The 22,608-nt window shown below is 63.3% G+C and carries 19 protein-coding genes; 11 read left to right on the forward strand and 8 right to left on the reverse strand.

Annotation, left to right across the window (positions count from 1 at the left end):
* Positions 1 to 253: 253 nt before the first annotated feature.
* The 4 genes from K0F86_RS16865 to K0F86_RS16880 all read left to right on the forward strand — a co-directional run bounded on the left by K0F86_RS16865 (position 254) and on the right by K0F86_RS16880 (position 4,094).
* Entirely contained in the window at positions 254 to 904 is a 651-nt protein-coding gene (locus tag K0F86_RS16865; protein ID WP_219135483.1) for an HD domain-containing protein, read from the forward strand.
* 119 nt (positions 905 to 1,023) lie between these two features.
* Positions 1,024 to 2,304, forward strand: a complete 1,281-nt coding sequence (locus tag K0F86_RS16870; RefSeq protein ID WP_219135484.1) for a TCR/Tet family MFS transporter — start codon at positions 1,024 to 1,026, stop codon at positions 2,302 to 2,304.
* Positions 2,305 to 2,404: 100 nt separating this feature from the next.
* Positions 2,405 to 3,226 (forward strand): ABC transporter substrate-binding protein, encoded by an 822-nt coding sequence (locus K0F86_RS16875; protein ID WP_219135485.1) that lies wholly within the window; start codon positions 2,405 to 2,407, stop codon positions 3,224 to 3,226.
* 10 nt (positions 3,227 to 3,236) lie between these two features.
* Positions 3,237 to 4,094 (forward strand): DMT family transporter, encoded by an 858-nt coding sequence (locus K0F86_RS16880; RefSeq protein WP_219135486.1) that lies wholly within the window; start codon positions 3,237 to 3,239, stop codon positions 4,092 to 4,094.
* Here the strand turns inward: K0F86_RS16880 and K0F86_RS16885 are convergent.
* Positions 4,091 to 6,034 (reverse strand): CocE/NonD family hydrolase, encoded by a 1,944-nt coding sequence (locus K0F86_RS16885; protein WP_219135487.1) that lies wholly within the window; start codon positions 6,032 to 6,034, stop codon positions 4,091 to 4,093. The two genes, K0F86_RS16880 and K0F86_RS16885, sit on opposite strands and share 4 nt — an antisense overlap.
* 296 nt (positions 6,035 to 6,330) lie before the next feature.
* On the opposite strand from K0F86_RS16885, the gene trpS reads away from it, so the two are divergent.
* The 3 genes from trpS (at position 6,331) to K0F86_RS16900 (ending at position 10,406) form a co-directional block, all read left to right on the forward strand.
* Positions 6,331 to 7,407: a tryptophan--tRNA ligase gene (trpS, locus tag K0F86_RS16890; RefSeq protein WP_257572199.1), complete on the forward strand. Its 1,077-nt coding sequence runs from the start codon at positions 6,331 to 6,333 to the stop codon at positions 7,405 to 7,407.
* A gap of 119 nt (positions 7,408 to 7,526) precedes the next feature.
* Positions 7,527 to 9,116, forward strand: coding sequence for a pyridoxal-dependent decarboxylase (locus tag K0F86_RS16895; protein WP_219135488.1), 1,590 nt, complete (start codon positions 7,527 to 7,529; stop codon positions 9,114 to 9,116).
* A 36-nt stretch (positions 9,117 to 9,152) separates the two neighbouring features.
* Entirely contained in the window at positions 9,153 to 10,406 is a 1,254-nt protein-coding gene (locus K0F86_RS16900) for a voltage-gated chloride channel family protein (RefSeq protein WP_219135489.1), read from the forward strand.
* 205 nt (positions 10,407 to 10,611) lie between these two features.
* On the opposite strand, the gene K0F86_RS16905 is transcribed toward K0F86_RS16900, so the two are convergent.
* From K0F86_RS16905 to K0F86_RS16930, 6 genes are all read right to left on the reverse strand, one after another.
* Positions 10,612 to 11,523, reverse strand: a complete 912-nt coding sequence (locus K0F86_RS16905) for an ADP-ribosylglycohydrolase family protein (RefSeq protein ID WP_219135490.1) — start codon at positions 11,521 to 11,523, stop codon at positions 10,612 to 10,614.
* A 106-nt stretch (positions 11,524 to 11,629) separates the two neighbouring features.
* A complete protein-coding gene (locus tag K0F86_RS16910; RefSeq protein ID WP_219135491.1) occupies positions 11,630 to 12,577 on the reverse strand; it encodes a cupin-like domain-containing protein in 948 nt (315 codons plus the stop codon).
* Positions 12,578 to 12,724: 147 nt separating this feature from the next.
* Positions 12,725 to 13,468 carry a DNA-binding protein gene (locus K0F86_RS16915; RefSeq protein ID WP_219135492.1) on the reverse strand — a complete coding sequence of 248 codons (744 nt, stop codon included), beginning with the start codon at positions 13,466 to 13,468 and terminating at the stop codon, positions 12,725 to 12,727.
* 142 nt (positions 13,469 to 13,610) lie between these two features.
* Positions 13,611 to 14,228 carry an LON peptidase substrate-binding domain-containing protein gene (locus K0F86_RS16920; RefSeq protein ID WP_219135493.1) on the reverse strand — a complete coding sequence of 206 codons (618 nt, stop codon included), beginning with the start codon at positions 14,226 to 14,228 and terminating at the stop codon, positions 13,611 to 13,613.
* A 52-nt stretch (positions 14,229 to 14,280) separates the two neighbouring features.
* The gene (locus tag K0F86_RS16925; protein WP_219135494.1) at positions 14,281 to 15,519 is read right to left on the reverse strand and encodes a DEAD/DEAH box helicase; all 1,239 of its coding nucleotides are present in this window, start codon (positions 15,517 to 15,519) and stop codon (positions 14,281 to 14,283) included.
* Between the two features lie 117 nt (positions 15,520 to 15,636).
* A complete protein-coding gene (locus K0F86_RS16930; RefSeq protein ID WP_257572200.1) occupies positions 15,637 to 17,724 on the reverse strand; it encodes a TonB-dependent siderophore receptor in 2,088 nt (695 codons plus the stop codon).
* A gap of 382 nt (positions 17,725 to 18,106) precedes the next feature.
* Here K0F86_RS16930 and asd point away from each other — a divergent pair, with 382 nt between their 5' ends.
* Positions 18,107 to 18,955: an archaetidylserine decarboxylase gene (gene asd, locus K0F86_RS16935; RefSeq protein ID WP_219135495.1), complete on the forward strand. Its 849-nt coding sequence runs from the start codon at positions 18,107 to 18,109 to the stop codon at positions 18,953 to 18,955.
* Between the two features lie 17 nt (positions 18,956 to 18,972).
* Here asd and K0F86_RS16940 read toward each other — a convergent pair whose 3' ends face one another.
* Positions 18,973 to 19,878, reverse strand: coding sequence for a LysR family transcriptional regulator (locus tag K0F86_RS16940; RefSeq protein ID WP_219135496.1), 906 nt, complete (start codon positions 19,876 to 19,878; stop codon positions 18,973 to 18,975).
* A 110-nt stretch (positions 19,879 to 19,988) separates the two neighbouring features.
* On the opposite strand from K0F86_RS16940, the gene K0F86_RS16945 reads away from it, so the two are divergent.
* From K0F86_RS16945 to K0F86_RS16955, 3 genes are all read left to right on the forward strand, one after another.
* Positions 19,989 to 20,588 (forward strand): FMN-dependent NADH-azoreductase, encoded by a 600-nt coding sequence (locus K0F86_RS16945; protein ID WP_219135497.1) that lies wholly within the window; start codon positions 19,989 to 19,991, stop codon positions 20,586 to 20,588.
* 71 nt (positions 20,589 to 20,659) lie between these two features.
* Positions 20,660 to 21,535: a pirin family protein gene (locus K0F86_RS16950; protein WP_219135498.1), complete on the forward strand. Its 876-nt coding sequence runs from the start codon at positions 20,660 to 20,662 to the stop codon at positions 21,533 to 21,535.
* Positions 21,536 to 21,651: 116 nt separating this feature from the next.
* The gene (locus K0F86_RS16955) at positions 21,652 to 22,602 is read left to right on the forward strand and encodes a cation diffusion facilitator family transporter (RefSeq protein ID WP_219135499.1); all 951 of its coding nucleotides are present in this window, start codon (positions 21,652 to 21,654) and stop codon (positions 22,600 to 22,602) included.
* Positions 22,603 to 22,608: the final 6 nt, after the last annotated feature.

Raw genomic sequence — 22,608 nt, forward strand, 5'->3', positions numbered from 1 at the left:
TGAGGGAATGGCTGCCACTTGTATGTTTTTTTGCAAATACTTTCTCGCAATTAGCTTATATCTCTAATTTCCGTGCGGCAATGTTACCCCATGTAAATTTTACATGCACTAAAAAAGAGCACTCGGTGGTTTGAATATTTTCCAAAACGCAATTACTGTGGCAAATACAGTACGCCGGCGTACCTGGCTGCCCGCCGCACGCGGCGGCGTTTTATGCCACACTGGCGGCCCCTGCTTTTTACGACCTTGAACCATGCATTCTTTGCTTTCTCAATGGCAACCACGCCTGCTGGCACTGGCCACGGCCGGCCTGGGCGACGACAGCGCCCACGACATCAACCACCTGCAGCGCGTCTGGCGCAACGCCGCCGTCCTGCTGCAAGAGCATGCGCAGGCCGACGCGCTCACGGTGATGGCCGCCTGCTATCTGCACGACCTGGTCAACCTGCCGAAAAACCATCCCGAGCGCCACCTGGCTTCGCGCCAGGCAGCCGCGCTGGCTTGCCGCCGGCTGGCGGAGCTGGATTTCCCGGCAGAAAAACTGGCGGGCGTGGCCCACGCCATCGAGACGCACAGTTTTTCCGCCAATCTGCCGCCGCACACGATCGAAGCGCAAATCGTGCAGGATGCCGACCGCATCGACGCGCTGGGCGCCGTGGGACTGGCGCGCCTGTTCTATACGGCGGCGCGCATGGATAGCGCGCTGGCGCATGGCGCGGATCCGCTGGCCCGGCATCGTGAACTCGATGACAAGGCCTACGCACTCGACCATATCGTCACCAAGCTCGACAAGCTGCCCGGCAAGATGCAGACGGCGGCGGGCCGCGCGCTGGCCGAACAGCGGCTGGCCGTGCTGACGGATTTTCGCGCCGCCTTTGCCGACGAATGGGGAATGAGCGCATAAGCCTGGTGGCGATAGCCAGCATGGCCCATGCTGTCTATAATGCAAGCCTCAGCTATCGCGCCGCGCGCCAGCAGCATCCTGTAACGCGCCGGCGCTTTACCAACGCGCCGAAAGCATGCATGTCCGATAAAACCAGCCCCGACAGCCATTCCCCGTCATCGCCCGCCCTGAAGAGCGCCGGCAACCTCAATTTCATCCTCGTCTGCGTCTTCATCGACATGCTGGGCATCGGTCTGGTGGTGCCCGTGCTGCCCATCCTGATCGGCGACTTTGTCAACGGCAAGGAAGCGCAGGCGTTCTGGTACGGCATCATGGCGGCCGTCTTCGGCTTGCTGCAGTTCATCTTCATGCCCATGCTGGGCGCCATCAGCGACCGCGTGGGACGCCGTCCCGTGCTGCTGTACTCGATGGCAGGCATGGGCATCAATTTCCTCGCCACGGGCTGGGCGCCGAACCTGGCCTGCCTGTTCATCGGCCGCATCATCGGCGGCGTCTCGTCGGCCAGCATGTCGGTCGCGTCCGCCTACGCGTCCGACATTTCCACACCCGACAACCGCGCCAAGAGCTTCGGCAAGATCGGCGCCGCCTTCGGCCTGGGCTTCATTTGCGGCCCCATGCTGGGCGGCCTGCTGGGCGAGATCAATCTGCACCTGCCGTTCTACGTGGCGGCGGGCCTGTCGGCGGCCAATTTCATCTACGGCTATTTCTGCGTGCCCGAATCGCTGCAGCCGGGCCCCCGCGCGCCATTTACCTGGGCGCGCATCAATCCGTTTGCCGCCCTGCTGAAACTGGTGCGCCGCGTGGAGATCCGCGGCCTGGTGCTGGCCTTCGGCCTGATGACGTTTGCGCAAATGATGCTCAACACTACCTGGGTGCTGTACACGCACTTCCGCTTCGACTGGACGCCGCGCCAGAACGGCATCGCCCTGTTCTGCGTGGGCCTGTGCGCGGCCGTGGTGCAGGCCGGCTTGCTGGGCATCCTCATCAAGCGCTACGGCGAAGTGCGTTTGTCCTTGCTGGGCATGGCCTCGGGCGCCCTCACCTATTTGCTGTACGGCCTGGCCACGCAAGGCTGGATGATGTATGCGCTGATCCTGTGCAACCTGCTGGCCTTTGCCGCCGGACCGGCCCTGCAAGGCATCATCTCGAAGGCATCGGCCGCCAGCGAACAGGGAGAACTGATGGGCTCCCTGCAATCGATCAGCAGCCTGGGTATCATCATCATGCCTTTGCTCGGCAGCATGATCCTCGGTGAAGTGAGCCACTTGCCGCCACAAGACTGGCGCATCGGCAGCACCTTCTATCTGTGCGCCATCATGCAAACCCTGGGCATCGTGGTGGCCTGGCGCTACTTCAAGGCACAACGCCAGGCCAGACTTGCGGTTTCCACCACAAAGTAGTCGTCGGGATAATATTGCATTTGAGAAATAGATAGGCGAGAATGGGATAATCAAGCGGACGTTGCCGACGCCCGCGATTCGATGGCAAGCAAGGATGGGTATGACTGACTTTTATTCCAGCGCCTGGCGCCGAACCGTAGCCCTGCTGGCGCTGGCGCTGCCGTCGCTGGCAGGCGCACAATGCTCGCGCGACATCCAGGTACCCGTCTCGGCCATCGGCGCCAGCGTGGTCGTCAATGGCGCCAGCATCAGCGGCATCTATCCCGACTTGCTGCGCAGCATGGGCGCCAAGCTGGGCTGCAATTTCATCTTCACGGCCGTGCCCCGCGCGCGCCTGGAAGCGATGTTCGAGGCGGGCAAGGCCGACTTGCTGATTCCCGCCAGCAGCACGCCGCGGCGCGACCAGCATGGCCTGTTCATCCCCATGCTGGGCAGCCGCCCCCTGCTGATCTCGCTGCAAGGCGCGCGCACGCCCATCAACACCATGCAGGAACTCATCGAGCGGCGCGAATTGCGCGTGGCGCTGGTGCGCGGCTACGACTATGGCGCGCCGTACCAGGCGCTGGCGAAGGAGCTGAGCAGCCAGGGACGCCTGTTCTACGAAGTCGATGCGCTGTCCGTGGCGCGCCTGATGCAAAGCGGCTTCATCGATGCCACCATCATGGCGCCCACCATCCTCGCCGGCGTGGCGCAAAACGATGCGCGCGTGTACGGCCTGGCCGACCGTTTGCGCCTGGAAGCGCTGCCGGAATTGCCGTGGGGCATGAGCGGCGTCTACCTGTCGCGCAAGTCCTTGACGGCGGAAGACCAGGCGACCTTGCGCGAATTGCTGGACAAGGCGGGCCGCTCGGGCACCGTGATGGACGCCTTTCAGCGTCATCACCGTCAGGAACTGTTGTCGCTCAGCATACGTCCGCGCTAAGGATATTCGCATGTCCGGTCTGGTCGTTGCCGTCGTTTTGTTTGCCGCCCTGCTGCACGCCAGCTGGAACGCCATCGTCAAGTCGGGCAAGGATACTTTCCTCACGACCGTGCTGGTGTCCGTCGGCGCGGCCCTGATTTCGCTGGCCGTACTGCCCTTCGTGACCGCTCCCGCCCCCGCCAGCTGGCCTTACCTGGTCGCCTCGGCCGTGGCGCAGCTCGCCTATTACTCGCTGCTGGCGGCCGCCTACAAGGCAGGCGACATGAGCCATGCCTACCCCTTGATGCGCGGCAGCGCGCCATTGCTCGTGGCGCTGGCCAGCTGGCCGCTGATCGGCGAACGCCTGTCTGCCATGCAGATGGGCGCCGTCGCCTGCATCTGCGCGGGCATCCTTGCCCTGTATTTTGCGGCGCGCCGGCCGGCCACGGCCACAGCCGCAAAAAACACGGGACGCGCCACCGCCTTTGCGCTGGGCAACGCCTGCGTCATCGCCAGCTATACCTTGATCGACGGCATCGGCGTGCGCCTGTCCGGCGCGCCGGCCGCCTACACGATGTGGATTTTTGTCTTGAACGGCGCCGGACTGCTGCTGTGGACGGTGCTGCGCCGCCGCGCCGGCCTGCTGGCGTATGCGCGAACGCAATGGCGCCTGGCCGCGCTGGGCGGCTTCGGCACGCTCGCTTCGTACGGCCTGGCCCTGTGGGCCATGACGCAGGCGCCCGTGGCGGCCATCGCGGCCCTGCGCGAAACATCGATCCTGTTCGCCATCGCCATTGCAGCGCTGTTCCTGCGCGAGAAAATCAGCCCCCGCCGTTACCTGGCCATCGCCCTGATCGCGGCGGGGGCCATCCTCATGCGCATGGGCTAGCGCGCGTCGAGCGGTGCAATCGGCAACTCGATGGCGCTGCCCGCCCCGGCCGCGTGGTACACGCGCTGCGTGGCCTTCTTGTAATCGCCTGGCTGGGCCAGGAAGATGTTCGGCACGAAGGTTTGCGGATTGCGGTCGTACAGGGGGAACCAGCTCGACTGCACTTGCACGGCAATGCGGTGGCCGGGCAGGAAGACGTGGTTGGCGTTCGGCAAGGCGAAACGGTAGCGCTCGACCTTGCCGGCAGGAATGGCCGTCGGGTGTTCGAGGCTGTCGCGGTAACGCCCGCGGAAGATATCCATCGCCACGCCCAGCTGGTAGCCGCCCATGGCCGGCTGCGACGGCACTTCGTCCGGATACACATCGATCAGTTTCACCACCCAGTCGGCATCCGTGCCGCTGGTGGCAGCGAACAGGTTGACCATCGGCGCGCCGGCGATGCGCACGGCCGTTTTCAACGGTTCGGAAACATAGCTGAGCACGTCCGTGCGGTCCGCATAGCCGCGCTGGTCGCTGACCAGCCATGGCTTCCACACATCGCCATCGTTCAGGCGCACGGGACGGGGCACGAAAGGCACGGGCTTGGCGGGATCGGCCACGTATTCGTCGAAGGCGCCTTGCGCCGCATCCGCGGCGCCCGCTGGCGCCGCAAAGCCCAGCTTGTAGCCATCCTGCAAGTAGATCGGCGTCAATTTCGTGTCGCAGGTCTCGCAGGCCAGCGGCCACTGCCACAAGCGCTGCCACTGGTTGGTGCCCGTCTGGTACGACACCACGGGCGCCGTGTTCGCCTCCGGCGCACCATCTTTCAGGTATTGATTGAGGAATGGCTGCATGACTTTTTCGCGGAACTGGCGCGCCGTATCGCCGTCAAACTTCAGGGCGCCCAGGCTGGAACCGTCATAGTTGACGCCGCTGTGGCGCCACGGGCCGATGGCCAGGTAATTGAGGTTGTTGCCCTTGTCGCGCCCCTCCATCGCCGTGTAGCTGGCGTAGGGGCCATAGATGTCTTCCTGGTCCCACTGCCCCACCACATGCATGGTGGGCACGATCAGCGGGCGCTTGGCGAGGATTTTATCGAGCGCCTGTTCCTGCCAGTAACTGTCGTAGGCCGGGTGTTCGAACAGCTTTTTCGTGTAGGTCAGTTTATCGATGCCGAATTTCTTCGCGAAATCACCGGCCGAGCCGATGCGCAGATACGCGTCGTAGTCGTCGTAGACGCCCAGCACGGGCGCCTCGCCGCTGCCGCGCACGCTTGTCTGCCACGCCAGGTAAGACAAGCTGGGCATGCGGAAGGCGCCGTTATGGAACCAGTCATCGCCGCGCCAGCCGTCGACCATGGCGCTCATGGGTATGGCCACCTTCAGCGCCGGATGCGGGTCGACCAGGGCCATCAGCACCGTATGTCCCTCGTACGAGGAACCGAGCATGCCCACCTTGCCATTGCTTTCTGGAATATTCTTCGACAGCCAGTCGATGGTGTCCCACGCATCGGTGACGTTATCGACTTTGGTATGGTTGAGCGGGCCGCGCACGGGGCGCGTCATCACGTAATCGCCTTCCGAGCCATGCTTGCCGCGCACGTCCTGGAATACGCGGATGTAGCCGTTTTCCACCAGGGTATCGTCGCCTTGCGGCAAGGTGGCCAGCATGCTGGCGCTGGTGGCGCGCTGCGCGCGGCGGGCCGCATTGTATGGCGTGCGCGTGAGCATGATCGGCGCCCGTTTGGCGTCTTTCGGCACGACGATCACCGTGTACAGCTTGACGCCGTCGCGCATGGGGATCATCACCACGCGCTTGACGTAATCATTCATATCGGGCAGCACCAGCCTGGCGCCGATATCGGGCGTCATCGGCGGCGTTTGCGCCAGCGCGGGGGCGCTGAACAAGGTGCTGAGCAGCAAGGCCAGGCTGCTCAGGCGGATGGGGGCTACGACGGGCATACGCTTCTCCAAAACATTCATGTCGGCAATAGTACCCGGAAAGCAAGATTGACATACATCACACACACGGTGCACGGCAGATAAATCGGGGCGCAACTTGACAGAACGCGCACGAACTGCAACCATACCGCCATGAAATTTATCCCGTCACAACACGCCTGCTTGAATTGGTGGTCCCGCTCACTTCCGCGCGGCCACTCTATAGTGATGTGAATTTGATCCACGCCGCCTCGATCGGTGGCGTAACAGGCTCAGCCTGGATCATCCCCGATGCAGGCGGCTCAAAAGGAAACTTGATGAGCTTGCCTAACACCCCCGATACCCCCGACACCGACAACGCCCCGGCAGCACCGCTGTCCGCCGCCGCCATCGCTTCGCAATCCGTGATCCTGACGGGCGACCGCCCGACCGGCCCCTTGCATCTGGGCCACTACGTGGGCAGCCTGCGCGACCGCGTTTCCTATCAGAATAATTACAAGCAATTCATCATGCTGGCCGACGCGCAGGCGCTGACGGACAATATGGATGACATCGACAAGGTGCACCGCAACGTCGTCGAAGTGGCGCTCGATTACCTGGCCGTCGGCATCGACCCGACCAAGACCACGGTGTTCATCCAGTCGCAGATTCCGGAACTGGCCGAGCTGACCTTTTACTACCTGAACATCGTCACCGTGGCGCGCCTCGAGCGCAACCCGACAGTCAAGGAAGAAATCCGCCTGCGCGGCTTTGAGCGCGACATCCCGGCCGGCTTTTTGACCTACCCGGCCAGCCAGGCGGCCGACATCACGGCCTTCAAGGCGGGCGTGGTGCCCGTGGGCGAAGACCAGATCCCGATGATCGAGCAAACGAATGAAATCGTGCGCCGCTTCAACCGCATGTACAACCGCGAAGTGCTGATGGAATGCAAGGCGCTGGTGCCGGACATCGGTCGCCTGCCCGGCATCGACGGCAAGGCGAAGATGAGCAAGTCGCTGGGCAACACCATCAACCTGGGCGCCACCCCGGCCGAAATCACGGCCGCCGTGAAAAAAGTCTATACGGACCCGCTGCACCTGCGCGTGGAAGACCCGGGCCACCTGGAAGGCAACATCGCATTTACCTACCTGGACGCGTTCGACCCGGAAAAAGCGGCGCTGGCCGAAATGAAAGCCCATTATGTGCGCGGCGGCCTGGGCGACAGCATCGTCAAGAAGCGCCTGGACCTGGTCTTGCAGGAAATGCTGGCGCCGATCCGCGCCCGCCGCGAAGAGTTCGCCAAGGACAAGGGTCAAGTCATCCAGATGCTCAAGGAAGGCACCTTCAAGGCACGCGAAGTGGCGGCCCGCACGGCCGATGAAGTCAAGTCGGCGCTGGGCCTCAACTACTTCTGATCACGGGCAGGAATAGCAAATTGATGCGCCCAGGCGGAGTCGGGTAAAATCCCGCTTTCGCCTGGGCGCAATTCTTTTGTCACCGTGGCATCAGCAATCCGTAAAGAAGACAAAGCGCCATGACCGAGACCCCTGTCGAACAGCTGCTGCAACAGCATTTTTCCATCGATGCGCTGCAACGCTCGCCCGCGCCCCTGCATCAGGCCCTGCGCATGCTGGGCGGCTGGCTGGCCGCCGAGCGCGCCGAACCGTATCCGCACACGCCATATGCTGAACTGCTGACGCAACTGTCCGACACTTGCCTGCCCGCGCACGGCATGCCCGTGGCCGATTTCCTGCAAGAACTCGACACCACCGTGCTGGCCAATACGGCCCAGCTGAACCACCCGCAATACATCGGCCACATGACGCAGGCCCTGCCCTGGATCAGCGTGCTGGCCGAAGCGTTTACGGCCACCCTGAACCAGAACCAGGTCAAAATCGAGACGGCGTATGTGTCGACCCTGATCGAAAAGCAGATCCTCGGCTGGCTGCACCGCCAGGTGTACCAGCAAGCCGAACATGTCTACACGCAGGCGATGGCCGCCACCAGCGGCGCGCTGGGCAATGTCGTCAATGGCGGCACCATGGGCAACCTGACGGCGCTGGCCGTGGCGCTGGAAAAACAATTGCCCGGCATGCGCAAGCGCGGTTTGTTTGCCTCCATGCAAGAATCAGGCTACGCGGGGCTGGCCGTGATCGGTTCGGCCCGCAGCCATTATTCCGTGAAAAAGGCGCTGGCGACCCTGGGCCTCGGTGAAAACGCCCTGCACCTGGTGGCCGTCGACCGCGACAACCGCATCGACGTCGCCGCGCTGGAAGCGACGATTGCCGATTTAAAACAGCGCAAGATCAAGGTCGTCGCCATGATCGGCATCGCCGGCACGACGGAAACGGGCGCCATCGACCCGCTGGCCGCCATGGCGGCGATTGCCGCACGGGAAAGCATCTGGTTCCATGTGGACGCGGCCTGGGGCGGCGCCCTGCTGATCGCGGAACAGTACCGCCCGCTGTACGACGGGATTGCTTTGGCCGACTCCGTCGTCATCGACGGGCACAAGCTGCTGTGGGTGCCGATGGCGCAAAGCATGGTGCTGTTCAAGGACAGCGCCAGCCTGAACTTACTGAAACACAACGCCAACTACATCCTGCGCGACAACTCGGGCGACCTGGGCCAGACTTCGCTGGAAGGCTCGCGCCGCTTCGACGCCTTGAAACTGTGGACCTCGTTCAAGGTGCTGGGCGTGTCCGGCTACACGACCCTGCTGCAGCAGGCGGCCACCCTGTCCGGCCAATTGCAGGATTTATTGGCCGACCAGCGGGATTTCGAACTGGTCACGCGCTCCGACACTTTCATTCTGACTTACCGCTACGTGCCCGCGCACTTGCGCCAGCGCATGGACGCCTTGCTGACCGGCGGCCAGATCGAAGCGGCGACGGAACTGAACCAGCAGCTGAACACCTTGAACGCCAAGCTGCAAAATAGGCAAAAGGCGCAAGGCCACAGCTTTGTGTCGCGCACCGTACTGGAATCGACGCGCTACCCCGGCCCGACCAATGTGCTGCGCGTGGTCATGACGAATGTCAAGACGCGCCCCCACCACTTGCGCGCCATCCTGGCCGAGCAGCGCGCCATCGGCCAGGCGCTGGTGGCCGAGCTGGGCCTGTAAGGAACCACCCACCCATCAGCCCTGACTGGATGCCCGATGCACCGCTTGAGCGCCCTCACCGATCTGTTGCAGCATCTGTTGAAATGGCTGCTGCTCGCCTTTGTCGTGGCCGTGCTGGCGGGGTCGGCCTCGGCCGGTTTCCTGTACGCCCTCGACTGGGCCACGCGCACGCGCCTGGCGCACGCCTGGCTGATCTGGCTGCTACCCGTGGCGGGCTTTGCCGTCGGCTGGCTGTACTTGCGCTACGGCAGCAGTGTCGAGGGTGGCGCGAATCTGCTCATCGATGAAATCCACGACCCGAAAAAAATCATCCCCTTGCGCATGGCGCCGCTGGTGCTGGGCGGCACCGTCATTTCGCATCTGTTCGGCGCCTCGGTCGGGCGCGAAGGCACGGCCGTGCAGATGGGTGGCGCGCTGGCCGACCAGCTGACGCGCATGTTTCGCCTGAACAACGAAGACCGCCGCATCATCCTGATGGCCGGCATCAGCGCCGGCTTTGCCTCCGTCTTCGGCACGCCGCTGGCAGGCGCCCTCTTCGGCCTGGAAGTGCTGGCCATCGGCCGCCTGCGCTATGAAGCCATGCTGCCCTGCCTGGCTGCCGCCGTCATCGCCGACCAGGTGGGTTTGCTATGGGGGCAGTTATTCAACATTCAGCATACGCATTACGCCGTGCCGCTGATCCCCGCCCTTTCCGCCTGGACTTTATCCGCCATGGTGATCGCGGGCGTGCTGTTCGGCTTGACCGGTAAAATATTTGCGCAAACCACGCACGGTTTAAGTGCCTTGATGAAACGCTGGATCAGCTATGCCCCGCTGCGCCCGCTGATAGGCGGCCTCGTCGTCGCGCTGGCAGTGTGGCTGCTGGGCACGGATCGCTACATCGGCCTGGGCATCCCCAACATCGTCGATGCGCTGAAGGAACCGCTGCCCGCCTGGGATTTCCTCGGCAAGATGGCGTTTACCATCGTCTCGCTGGGCACGGGCTTCAAGGGCGGCGAAGTGACGCCCCTGTTCTTCATCGGCGCGACCCTGGGCAATGCGCTGGGGCCGCTGCTGCACCAGCCCGTCACCTTGCTGGCCGCCATCGGCTTCGTCGCCGTGTTTGCGGGCGCGGCCAACACGCCCATCGCCTCGACCCTGATGGCGATGGAACTGTTCGGCGCCGAGATCGGCGTGTACGCGGCCATCGCCTGCGTCGTCGCCTATCTGTTTTCCGGCCACGCTGGCATTTACCGGGCGCAGCGCAGCGGCCATGCCAAGCGCCATCCTGCCAAAGATCTCGACACATGACACAGAACATCTACGACGACGCCGTTTCTGTCAGCTACGCCCGGCTTGATCTGGAACAACTGGCCTTGCCACCATCCGCCAGAGTTTACAACCGGACGGCAAGCGGGTGTTTTCCATCGAGTACCCGATCTTCATGGCGCAGCAGCCACCCCCTGGCGGAAGAGCGCGAACGGCCGATGCTGTTGCTGATGGGATGCGGTCGGTGCTAGCCACGGGGGCGCTCGAACAATTTGCCCGCCAGCTCTTCTATATCGGCGCGCATGGCCAGCATTTCCAGCCAGCGCGCAGGAATCGCCTGGGCGCCATAATACGCGCCGGCAAGCTGGCCGACGATGGCGCCGGTCGTATCGGCATCTTCGCCCAGATTGACGGCGCGTAACACGGCCTCTTCCAGTGAGTCGGTATTGAAGAAGCACCAGAGCGCCGCTTCCAGCGACTCCACGCAATAACCGGTGCCGCGTATCTGCTGCTCCGTTTTGGCAAGGAAACTGCCGCTGACCAGCTCCACCAGCTTCGGTTCGGCAGGCCGGAACGCGATACTGTCCAGCAGCGCGTCTTTCGCCGTCCCCGCCAGCGCGCCGCACAGCAAGGCGGCAAACAACTGGCAGCTTTCGACGGCTTCCGGCGCCGCGTGGGTGGTGCGCGAACTATCGGCAGCACAGGCTAAGGCCGCTTCGACATCAGGATAAGCAAACAGCACGACCGGGATCAGGCGCATGAGCGAGCCATTGCCCGCCGTGTCAGGCGCGGTGGAGCCACTCCAGGGATTGCCCGTCTCCTGGAAACTGGCCAGCGCGCTTCTTACCGTTCCACCGATATCGAAGCAGGTGCCCGTGGAACTCAGGTAGCCCCATTGCCACCAGTTCAGATACCGTACCATCTGGTCCGCCGGATCGAACGCCCCTTTCAGTATCAGGCTCTCGGCCAGGCACAGCGCCATCGAGGTATCGTCCGTCCATTGTCCCGGCTGCAGGCCGAAAGGGCCGCCGCCAGCCATGCCCGTCACCGGCGCAAAGCTGCCGCGCGGAGAAAACTCCACGCTCGTGCCGATGGCATCGCCACAGGCCAGCGCCAGCATGGCGCCCATATAACGATTGTGCAAGCTGGACGTGACCATTGCTCTCCATGCCGATGGCGTTGCGGACGAAAAGACATGATAGCAAGCTGGACGATAATGGCCCGCACTGTCTGCGCGCCGATGGCAAGGCCATCGCGCCAGCAGATTACGCCACGCTACGCCGCAGCTCCACCCCGCCATGCAGGGCCAGCGGCATGGCCCTGGCCCAGCGGTTCGAGGATAGCGAAAACGTCAGCGCGCGCACCTGGTGGTACCAGCCGGCGGGCACGTACAGCATGTCGCCCGGTTCGACGAGGCATTCGATCATGGTCGCCTGGCGCGCCAGGGGGAAGCGCTCGAAATCGGGCGCTTCCGGGTCGAACGGCGAACCGAACAGGATGGCGTTCGCCTCGCTGGGGTACAGAAAGACATCGTGGTGCGGCGGCGATAACATGATGCGCTTGCGGCCCCACACTTGCGCGAAGATATTGTCGTCGTAATCACAATGCAACGGTGTCACCGTGCCGGCCGGCCCCACCCAGAAGCGTGGCGGACCCATCTTGTCAAAATAGGTGGGCCAGTGGCACAGGCGGTTCAGCTCGCGCAACTCCAGGTTGCCCAGGTAAGGCGGCAACGCGTACTTGCCCTCTGCCACCAGGTCCAGGTATTGCCCCATCAACATATCCTGCATGGCGCGGTCGGCCGCGAACGCCGTGTTGATGTAGTCGCCCACCCGCGCACGCACGGGCACGTGGCTGAACTGCTCGCGCAAGACGTCGGGCGCCAGCCTGGACAAGGGCCAGCGCTGCACCAGCCCGCGCATCAGGAAGGGTAAGCCCTGCGCTGCGCGCGCGCGAAAGGCGGCGGCGCCCAGCATGGCCAGGCGCGGCACTTCGGTGATGCTGGGCAAATCACGCGCCGCTCGCTTGATGGCGACGCGCATGGCGTCGATGGAGGTGACGCCGCGCACCTGCGCATCCTTGTCTTCGCGCGCCTGCTTGCGCGCAAGGGCCGCTTCGGGCGAACTGAATTCTGCTGGCGGCCTGGGCGGCAAGGCGCGCGGCGCGATGGGGGTGGCCGCAAGCTCGAGCGGCACTTCTTTTTCTACGAACATAAACCTTCTTTGCGATCAGGCGCCGCACGGCATGGCGCGACAGTGCGCCATTTTAAGCCAGCAAGGCCCGTTCAGCACGCATGACAGATTCCCTGCGACGCATCGACGCCTGACAAACCGACGCGCAGCAGCTTAGGCCAGGCGTCCTCAGACCGGCGTCTTGAAAATCGGGTCGACGATAAACTGCTGCGCCTTGATGCGCAAGGTGCGCTCTTCATCGAGCTCGGCGCGCGTTTCGCCCAGCTCTTCGCGTTCCGCTTCCAGTTCCAGGCGCGCGGCCGCCAGTTCCGTTTCCACGCGGGTCAGACTTTCCAGCTTCAGCTGGGCCTGGATCAGTTCCGCGCGCGCCGCTTCGGCAGCCTCTTCCAGGCGCGGGATGCCTTCGAGCTTGAATTGCGCCTTGGCCAGGTCCATGCGCGCCTGCTCGGCCGCCTCTTCCAGGCGCGGCAAGCCTTCCAGGCGCAACTGCGCCTTGGCCAGGTCCGTTCTAGCCTGGTTCGCCACTTGCCGCTCGCGTTCGAGTTCCTCGCGCAAGGTTTCCAGTTCGCCCGCCTGCAGCTCGAGCAACTCTTGCTGGCGCTCGTTCTCGCTGGCCAGGTCCATCAATTCCTGTTGACTGTCGTTCATCTCTGCTTCATGCGCGCTGTGGCTGGCGCTTAATTCCTGTCCTACATAATCGAGGATGGCTTGCTGCAGCACGGGCGACAGTTCGGCGGCGGCAGCGATCTGGCGTTGCGCGCCCGCCTTGCGGCGCAGCAAGAGCTTGCTGATGGTACCCAGACAGGCGCCGTTGCCCAGCCGTTCGCGCAAGGCGCGCACCGTGATGGCCTGGCCTTCGCCCGCCATCGCTTCCATTGCCGCATTGATCTGTTCCGCGCTTACTTTTGCCATGTCGTCTACTCTTGAATGTTGCCCAAGGCAATCTTGCCCAGGGGCACTATCTTATGTCAGCGGCGGCAAAGCGTAAAGTATTTCTCAATAGAGATTGCAATTGCACAACGCAAGCGTGAGAAAACATGCGGCTTCAGCTGATTTACTCTTCGAGCAGACCATTTTCAGTGAGCATATCTTGCACCAGTTCCAGCCGCAGCACGGGATTATCCTGGCTCAGCAGCAATTGCTTTTGCATGGCGCTCAGAGACAGCAGTTCGCACCAGCGGTTCGCCACCCAGCCGCACTCGTCGAGGCGGAAAGGCGGCTGCAAGGGCATTTGCTCGGGCGGGATCTTCTGCTCCTGCAAGGTGCGGATCAGGGCGCCGAGCGCGTCGGCCACGTTCTGCTGCTCCTGGGGAATGGGAATGGTCTTATCGGGCGGCAAGGTTTCGACCTGCGCCATCCACAAGCCGTGCTTCAGCTGCTCGCTGGAAAGAATGTGAAAGCGCTGCATGCCCATGCATTTAATTTGCAGCAAGCCCGACAGGGGCGCGGCCCAGTCGATGACGCGCGCCAGGGTACCCACGGGCGCCAGGGTTTCGTGCTGGCCCGGCTTGCGTACTTCCGCGCCGTCCAGCAGCTGCACCACGCCGAACGGCTGCTCGCCCATGATGCACTGACGTATCATGTCCAGGTAGCGTACCTCGAAGATCTGCAGGGGCAGATAGCCATCGGGATACAGCACCGTATTGAGCGGGAACAAAGGTATCGAGGTCATAGGCGCATGATGGCACGAATGGCATATCCATGCTGCGCGCTTGCCTCCCCGATTATTTGTAGAAGCGGCGCTTTTTCGCCCGCTCCGCGGCTTTGGGCGCCAGCACCTTGACGGCCTTCTTCTGGATGGTGCCGCCGGCGGACGTGCCCGGCACGCGGTGCTCGGCCTCGAAACCGGGTTCCTCGTTGCGTTTCAGGGTTTGCCGCGTCAGTGCTTCCACGGCCGACAGCAATTCCACCTCGTCGGCGCAGACGAGGGAGATCGCTTCGCCCGAAGCGCCCGCGCGGCCCGTGCGGCCGATGCGGTGGATATAGTCTTCAGCGACCGTCGGCAAGTCGAAATTGACGACGACGGGCAATTGCTCGATGTCCAGGCCACGGGCCGCCACGTCGGTAGCGACCAGCACCTGCACTTCCGCCGACTTGAAACGGGCCAGCGCGCGCAGGCGGTTCGGCTGCGTCTTGTCGCCGTGGATCGAGTCGGCGCGCACGCCCTGCTCCAGCAAGGTATTCACCAGCAGCTCGACGCCCTTGCGCGTCTTGACGAAGACCAATACCTGGCCCCAGCGCTTTTTCTTCAGCAAGTGCAAGAACAGTTCCGGCTTGCGTTTCTTGTCGCACACGATGACCGACTGTTTCACGGCCTTGACCGTACTGTTGCGCGCGCTGACCTCCACCGAGACGGGATCCTTGAGCATGGTTTTCGCCATGGCGCGGATGGCGTCCGAGAACGTGGCCGAGAACAGCAGGGTCTGGCGCTGCTTGGGCATCGTCATCAGCAATATATCAAGCTCGCGCTCGAAGCCCAGGTCCAGCATGCGGTCCGCCTCGTCCAGCACCAGGGTTTGCACTTGCTCGAACTTGACGGCGCCCTGCGTCTGCAAGTCCAGCAAACGGCCCGGCGTGGCCACCAGCACGTCGAGGCCCTTGCGCAGCTTGCTGATCTGCGGCTCGATGGGCACGCCGCCGTAGGCGACAAAGCTGCGCAGCGGCAAGTTACCGCCATAGCTGCGGAAACTGGCATAGACTTGCTCGGCCAGTTCGCGCGTGGGCACCAGCACCAGCACGCGCACGCACTGGGGCGCCACCACGCCTTCCAGGGTCAGGCGCTGCAGCAAGGGCACGGCAAAGCCGGCCGTCTTGCCCGTGCCCGTCTGGGCGGCGGCCATCAGGTCGCGCCCGGCCAGGACAAAGGGAATCGCTTGCGCCTGCACGGGCGTGGGCTTGGCATAGCCGAGCTCATCGAGTTTGCGGACCAGGGGATCGATCAGGCCGAGGGAGGAAAACGTCATGGGGAAAGCAATCTTGGCAAATGAAAAGGTGGCGCACGGACCAGCCGTGCGCGCGATTGCCGAGATTATAGGCCAGCGGGCATGCCGGCCGCAGTTTTCAGCATGAAAACATCGCCATCAGAACTTCATTTCCATCGTCGCGTGCGCCTGCGGCGAACTGGTGGAAATGCCATTGCGGGCGACGGTGCCGCTGCCGTCCGTGTAGCTGGTGTTGCTTTCGAAATCTTGCGCCAGCAGATTCGACACGACCACGCGCAGCTGGTTCTTCGCATCGAACTTCCATACGGCATACAGGTCAAGGTCGCGCCGCGGCGACGTGTACGCGCTCTGGCGCTCGGTGATGCGCACGGGACCACCCGTGCGGAAATTGAAGCTCCCCCCCGTGCTCAAGACGCCATCGGGCGTCTTGTAGTCGAGGCCAAAGTTGCCGCTGAGGGGCGTTTGCTGGCCGAGCCGGTTGTCTGGTCCCGGCACCCGCTCCACCTGCGACCAGTTGCGGCTGATGCTGGCGCGCACGTCGAGCGCGGGCACGGGCGCGGCCAGCACGGCGCGCAAGGGGAACTTCGCTTCCAGTTCCAGTGTCTGCGTATTGGCGCGGCCATCATTGATGGGCGTGGACACCCAGCGATCATCGATGAACAGCAATCCCTGGCGCGTATAGCCATCGATGCGGCGGGCCGAGGCGCGCGCACTGAGCAAGGCGCTGTCGGCCCAGTAATGTTCGTACGAGGCATCGATGCCCAGCGCCAGCTCCGGCTTCAAGTTCGGATTGCCTACACGGTCAGGCTCGGTCTGGCTATTATTAGTCGAGACACTGCGGCGCGGAATCAGGTTCGACGTGGAAGGCGACTTGTAGGTGCGCGTCAGGGCCAGACGGACCTGGTCACCCTTGGTGTCGGGCAGTTTCCACAGGGTTTGCAGCAGCGGGCTCCACACGCTGCTGCGCTGCTGCACGGCCTCAAAGGTATCGCCGGCGCTGCGCGTGTCGATGCCTTCCCAGCGCACGCCCGCATACATGGACCAGCGCGGCGTGATATCCCATTCATCCTGTGCATACAAGGCCAGAAGCTTGATATCGGCATCGAAATGCTCATCGCTATCGGCGGGCGGGCGGCCGCCTGGCAAGGCCTGTTCACGCTGGAGGCGCTCTTCCTCGCGTCGGCTGAGGGTGCCATCCCAGCCCATGGACAGCGCATGGCCCTGCATCCAGGGCGTGGAATACTTGCCGGTGGACGACAAGCTGCTGTAGGTCGCCTTGACACGTACGTTGCGGTCCAGCACCAGCCCCACGTCATCAATATAGCCGAGCGGATGGCTATCGGCCGTATTGCTGGTGGCGCTGGCGCGCAGGCCCAGTTCCAGCTTGGCGCCACCGTCGAGCTTGCGCACCCACGTCAGGTCCGTTCGGCCGAAAACGTAATGGTTGCCGGAAGTACCGTCATTCGTGTCGTAGTCGGGACGCAAGCCCAGCAGCGTGTCGGTCCGGCCATGGCTGCGGTTATCGCTGCGTCCGCCATTGAGAAAAAATTGCGCCGTCAGGTTATCGCCGTCCGCGAATGCCCAGTTCAGCCGGGGCGACAGGTTGATGCCCTCCGAACGGCCATCGCCCGTGCCGGTGATACGCCGCAGCAGATTTTGCTGGCCATCGGGCAGATAGCCCAGGTCCAGCGCCGGCCTGTCCTGCGGATTCTCGTAGTGGTAATCGTAGCGGTAGAACGACGCGGCCAGCGAGTACGAGAAAATGCCGTCCTTGTCCGACAGTTGCAAGTTACCGTTGCTGGAAAAGGCATCGCGCCCACCGCCCACGCCCAGCTTGACGTCGCGCTGCGCCGTTTTCACAGCCTTTTTCAGCACCACGTTGATGGTGCCGGCGATCGACTGGGTGCTGTACTCGGCACTGGCCGCATGCAAAATTTCGATGCGCTCGATGACGTCGGGCGACAGGGTGTCGAGCGAAAAACCGGCCGGCGCCCGTTCGCCATTGAGCAAAATCTGCGTATAGCCGCTGCCCAGGCCGCGCATGCGGATTTCGCCGCCCGAGCGTCCGGCCGCGCCGGACACGGTAATGCCGGGCAAGCGCTTGAGCACGTCGGTGACATTCGTGTCACCATACTTGAGGATTTCCTCGCTGCCCACGACCATCTTGCTGGCCGTATCGTCGCGGCGCGGATCATAGCCGCTGCCCTTGACTTCGACGCTCTGCATGGCGGGCGCGGCTGGCTTTTCAGCCTTCAGCGGCACGGCGGCGTTATCGGTAGCGGACGTTTCGGATTGCTGGGCCTGGGCATTCCAGGCAAGTAAAACGGCGGAACAAAGGACGGTTAGGCGAAGGCAACGGCGCGGCATCATGACCTGGCTAAAAAAGGTGGCTGAATAAAAATGGCTAAAAGCTAAAAAACAGGCCGCTGTATTGTGCTGTAATTTTTTCCGAGTGACACAGTTTCCTGAAAATATTTCCTATAGTAAATTAAATTTGGTGGCCGGCTGCGATACGCACCCTTGCATACGGCATTATCATTGCGCGCCACATCGCCGCTATAATGCGTTTTCGCCATTATTCCGCTCACCCCGTCAAAGGCTTCCCATCGTGTCTGACCGTCTTGCCGTTTTGCCTCAATATCTGCTGCCCAAGGGGGCGTTGACCAACTTTGCCGGACGCATCGCCGGCGCCAAGGGCGGCGCCATGACGACGCGTTTGATCCGCTGGTTCGTCGGCCGCTACAACGTCAACATGGATGAGGCGCTGGACCCGGACATCACGCACTACGCCAGCTTCAACGACTTTTTCACGCGCGCGCTGCGCCCCGATGCCCGTCCGCTGGCCAAGGCCGACTACGTCTGCCCCGTCGATGGCCGCATCAGCCAGTTCGGCAGCATCGACAAGGACCAGATCTTCCAGGCCAAGGGCCACAACTTCAGCACCACGGCCCTGGTGGGCGGCGATGCGGCCCTGGCGGCCCAGTTCGAGCATGGCAGCTTCGCCAACCTGTACCTGAGCCCGCGCGACTACCACCGCATCCACATGCCGTGCGATGGCCGTTTGACGCGCATGATTTATGTTCCCGGTGAACTATTTTCCGTCAACCCGACGACGGCGCGCGGCATTCCCGGCTTGTTCGCCCGCAACGAGCGCGTCGTCTGCGTGTTCGACACGGCCAACGGCCCCTTCGTCATGACCCTGGTCGGCGCCACCATCGTCGGCAGCATGGCCACCGTCTGGCACGGCGTCGTCAACCCGCCCCGCACCGGTGAGATCCGCGACTGGAGCTATGCGAACGACAATGTGGTGCTGAAACAGGGCGAAGAGCTGGGCCGCTTCCTGCTCGGTTCCACCGTCGTGATGCTGTTCCCGAAAGACACCGTGCAATTCAATGCCAACTGGCAACCGGCCGGCCCCGTGCAGCTGGGCGAAGTCATGGGTAACGTACCGAGGTAAGCGAGCGGGACGCGCGCCTACACGGGCGCATCCGTGCGGTACATTTCCTCCATCAAGTCCAGGAATGCGCGCGTCTTGGCCGGCATCAAGCGCCGGCCGGGAAACACGGCCCAGCCCGTGACCAGCGGAAAACTCCACTCCGGCAGCACGCGCACCAGTTCCCCCGTCGCCACATACGCCTTGGCGAAACGGTCCGTGCTGGCGGCGATGCCTACGCCCGTGCAGGCCATGCGCACCAGCAATTCCGGAGAATTCGCCAACAGGCGCACGGGCAGATCGCGCTCCCACGTCGTCTTGCCACGAATCAAAGTCCAATGCACGAGACCATGCACGGCGCGGGGCAAGCTGAGCAGATCATGGCCGTATAAATCGTCGGGATGTTCGGGCAAGCCGTGCACGCTCGTGTATTGCGGCGAGGCGTACAGCGCCAGCGTGCTGAAGGCCACGCGGCGCGCCGCCAGGCTGGCATCGTCGGGCAAGTTGCCCATGCGGATGGCCAGGTCAAAGTTCTCTTCCAATAAGTCCACGCGGCGCGCCGACAAGTCCAGCTCCAGCGAAATGGCCGGATAGCGGCGCACGAATTCGGCCAGCACCTGGCGCATCAGCGCGTCGCCGAAGTCGGCCGGCATGGAAATGCGCAGCAAGCCGCTGGGCCCCGCCTGGCGGTGCTGGGCCAGCGCGCCGGCCGCCTCCGTTTCGTCCACCACCTTGCGCGCATGTTCGAGCAGGCTGGCGCCAAACTCCGTCAGCGCCAGCTTGCGCGTGGTGCGCAGCAGCAGCCGTTCGCCCAACTTCGCTTCCAGCAGCGAGATGCGGCGCGACAGGGTCGACTTGGGCAAATCCACGCGCTGGGCGGCACGCGAAAAACTGCCGCACTCGACGACGCGCGCGAACAGCAGCAGATCTCCGGGATCGATATCCATGAGTTTGTTCCATGAGTGGATTAATGTTATCCATTTTAACGGCTTCCGCATCAATTTTGGAATTGCTATAGTTCATCCATCGCAAGACACCTCACAACGGAGAAAACAAGATGAACATCCTGCAAATCAATTCCAGCGCCCGCAGCACCGGTTCCGCCTCGACCCGTCTGGCTGACGCCATCGTTGCCCGCGTGCAAGCCGCCAACCCCGGCGCCGCCCTGGCGCGCCGCGACCTGGCCGCCCAACCGCACCCCGTGCTCGACGAGCCGACCCTGCAAGCGCTGTTCACCCCTGCCGACAAGCGCACGCCGGAACAGGCGGCCCGCATCGCCCTGGACGACGCGCTGATTGCGCAAGTGCAAGCAGCCGACGTCATCGTCATCGGCGCACCGATGTACAACTTCGGCATCACCGTGCAACTGAAAAGCTGGTTCGACGCGATTGCCCGCGCCAACGTCACCTTCAAGTACACGGAAAACGGCCCCGTGGGCCTGTTGACCGGCAAGAAAGTCTACGTGGGCCTGTCCCGCGGCGGCTTGCACCGCGACAGCGCCAACGACAGCCAGGTGCCTTACCTGAACACCATGTTCGGTTTCCTGGGCCTGACCGACGTGCAATACGTGTATTCGGAAGGCATGGGCATGGGCCCGGAAGCCGTGGCCAAGGCGCAGGCGCAAGCGGACGCCGAGATCAACGCGATCCTGGTGTAATGCACGTACCAAGCAGGGGTCAGACGGAGACGCCGAGTTCCGCCGGGTCTGACCCCAAACAGGAGAAAACAATGAGCGACATCACCACCGTCAACAAACCGCGCGCCGTCGAGCGCGTGATCGCCGGCCAGGCCGTCATGGATGGCGCCGGCGTGAAGATCAACCGCGTGCTGACGCAGCAGCTGCAGCGCCGTCTCGACCCGTTTTTGATGCTCGACAACTTTGCCAGCGACAAGCCGAACGACTATATCGCCGGCTTCCCCGAGCATCCGCACCGGGGTTTTGAAACGGTGTCGTACATGATCACGGGACGCATGCGTCACAAGGACAGCGCGGGCCACGAAGGCTTGCTGACTTCGGGCGGCGTGCAATGGATGACGGCCGGCAGCGGCGTGATCCACTCGGAAATGCCGGAACAGGAAGAAGGCGTGATGGAAGGTTTTCAGTTGTGGCTGAACCTGCCTGCGCGCGACAAGATGCGCACGCCGTGGTACCGCGATTTTACCAGCGCCGAAATCCCCCGCTACACGACGGACGACGGCGTGGCCGTGCAAGTGATCGCCGGCGAGAGCCATGGCGTGACGGGCGCCGTGCAGCGCGAGCTGACGGAACCGCTGTATCTCGACATCGACTTGCCAGCAGGCAGCAGCTTCGAGCAGCCCTTGCCGCCTGGCCATAACGCTTTCATCTACACGTTCCGTGGCGAGGTGCAGGTGGACGGCAAGGCCGTGCCCGCCCTGCGCATGGCCATCTTCGCCAACACGCCGGGCAGCGACGGCGTGCGCATCGAAGCGCCCGCAGGCGGCCGCGTAATCCTCGTCGCCGGCCAGCCCTTGAACGAGCCCATCGCGCAGTACGGTCCGTTTGTCATGAATACCCAGGCGGAAGTGTTTCAGGCCGTGCAGGATTTCCGCGAGGGCAAGTTTGGCGAGACGGCGGCCCAGTAAAAATGTTTGCTTAAAGAAAAACCTGCAGGCCATCAAGCCTGCAGGTTTTTTTACGTGCCGACTATGTTGTTGCTTTTCAATTACACTGACGGCAACCTCATTCCACAAAGCATTCCATGCAGCCCACGCACACCGAACACGACGCCACCCATTTGCACGCCCACCTGAAGGGCGACGCCCAGCACACGCACTCGTTCGAGGGGCGCAGCCAGAGCATCCTCGCGTGGGCGCTGGGACTGACCCTGTCGTTTGCCGGCATAGAGGTGGCGGCCGGCTTCATGTCCAATTCACTGGCGCTGATTTCCGACGCGGGCCACATGGTCACGGACGCGGCCGCGCTGGGCCTGGCCCTGCTGGCGCAGCTCATCGCGCGCCGTCCGCCCTCGCCGCGCCACTCGTTCGGCTTTGGCCGCGCCGAGGCACTGGCCGCCTTCGTCAACGGCCTGGCCATGCTGTGCGTGGTGGGCTGGATCTGCTATGAAGCCGTGTTGCGCTTTTCCGCTCCGCAACCCGTCAAGGGCGGCATGGTCTTCATCGTCGCCTTCATCGGCCTGGCGATCAACGTGGTGGTGGCGTGGGTCCTGTCGAAAGACAAGCAAAGCGTGAACACGCGCGCCGCCCTCGTGCACGTGATGGGCGATTTGCTCGGCTCGGTCGCCGCCATCGTCGCGGGCGCCGTGATTTACTTCACGGGCTGGATGCAGATCGACCCGCTGCTGTCCGTGCTGGTATCGCTGCTGATTTTGAAATCGACCTTCGGGGTATTGAAAGAGTCCTACCACTTCCTGATGGAAGGCGTACCCATGCACATCGACTACATCGCCGTGGGCACGGACGTGGAGCAAGTGGACGGCGTGATTGCCGTGCACGATCTGCACGTGTGGGACATGTCGCCGGGCCAGCCGGCCCTGATCGGCCACGTGGAAATCGAGCACCTCGACCATTGGCCGAAGGTCTTGCGCGCGATCAAGAAGATGCTGTTGGCCAAGCATGGCATCGATCATATTACTTTGCAGCCGGAGACGGCGGCGATGGCGGGGTTGCATCAGGGTGACAAAACACACTGATTGAAC

This window comes from Janthinobacterium sp. UMAB-60 (assembly GCF_900095235.1).
Taxonomy (GTDB): Bacteria; Pseudomonadota; Gammaproteobacteria; order Burkholderiales; family Burkholderiaceae_D; genus Janthinobacterium.

Bases quoted from the DNA above. Each gene is read 5' to 3' on its own strand.
- K0F86_RS16865 (WP_219135483.1), top strand. From the start codon at position 254: ATGCATTCTTTGCTTTCTCAATGGCAACCACGCCTGCTGGCACTGGCC.
- K0F86_RS16870 (WP_219135484.1), top strand. From the start codon at position 1,024: ATGTCCGATAAAACCAGCCCCGACAGCCATTCCCCGTCATCGCCCGCC.
- K0F86_RS16875 (WP_219135485.1), top strand. From the start codon at position 2,405: ATGACTGACTTTTATTCCAGCGCCTGGCGCCGAACCGTAGCCCTGCTG.
- K0F86_RS16880 (WP_219135486.1), top strand. From the start codon at position 3,237: ATGTCCGGTCTGGTCGTTGCCGTCGTTTTGTTTGCCGCCCTGCTGCAC.
- K0F86_RS16885 (WP_219135487.1), bottom strand. From the start codon at position 6,034: ATGCCCGTCGTAGCCCCCATCCGCCTGAGCAGCCTGGCCTTGCTGCTC.
- trpS (WP_257572199.1), top strand. From the start codon at position 6,331: ATGAGCTTGCCTAACACCCCCGATACCCCCGACACCGACAACGCCCCG.
- K0F86_RS16895 (WP_219135488.1), top strand. From the start codon at position 7,527: ATGACCGAGACCCCTGTCGAACAGCTGCTGCAACAGCATTTTTCCATC.
- K0F86_RS16900 (WP_219135489.1), top strand. From the start codon at position 9,153: ATGCACCGCTTGAGCGCCCTCACCGATCTGTTGCAGCATCTGTTGAAA.
- K0F86_RS16905 (WP_219135490.1), bottom strand. From the start codon at position 11,523: ATGGTCACGTCCAGCTTGCACAATCGTTATATGGGCGCCATGCTGGCG.
- K0F86_RS16910 (WP_219135491.1), bottom strand. From the start codon at position 12,577: ATGTTCGTAGAAAAAGAAGTGCCGCTCGAGCTTGCGGCCACCCCCATC.
- K0F86_RS16915 (WP_219135492.1), bottom strand. From the start codon at position 13,468: ATGGCAAAAGTAAGCGCGGAACAGATCAATGCGGCAATGGAAGCGATG.
- K0F86_RS16920 (WP_219135493.1), bottom strand. From the start codon at position 14,228: ATGACCTCGATACCTTTGTTCCCGCTCAATACGGTGCTGTATCCCGAT.
- K0F86_RS16925 (WP_219135494.1), bottom strand. From the start codon at position 15,519: ATGACGTTTTCCTCCCTCGGCCTGATCGATCCCCTGGTCCGCAAACTC.
- K0F86_RS16930 (WP_257572200.1), bottom strand. From the start codon at position 17,724: ATGCAGAGCGTCGAAGTCAAGGGCAGCGGCTATGATCCGCGCCGCGAC.
- K0F86_RS16940 (WP_219135496.1), bottom strand. From the start codon at position 19,878: ATGGATATCGATCCCGGAGATCTGCTGCTGTTCGCGCGCGTCGTCGAG.
- K0F86_RS16945 (WP_219135497.1), top strand. From the start codon at position 19,989: ATGAACATCCTGCAAATCAATTCCAGCGCCCGCAGCACCGGTTCCGCC.
- K0F86_RS16950 (WP_219135498.1), top strand. From the start codon at position 20,660: ATGAGCGACATCACCACCGTCAACAAACCGCGCGCCGTCGAGCGCGTG.
- K0F86_RS16955 (WP_219135499.1), top strand. From the start codon at position 21,652: ATGCAGCCCACGCACACCGAACACGACGCCACCCATTTGCACGCCCAC.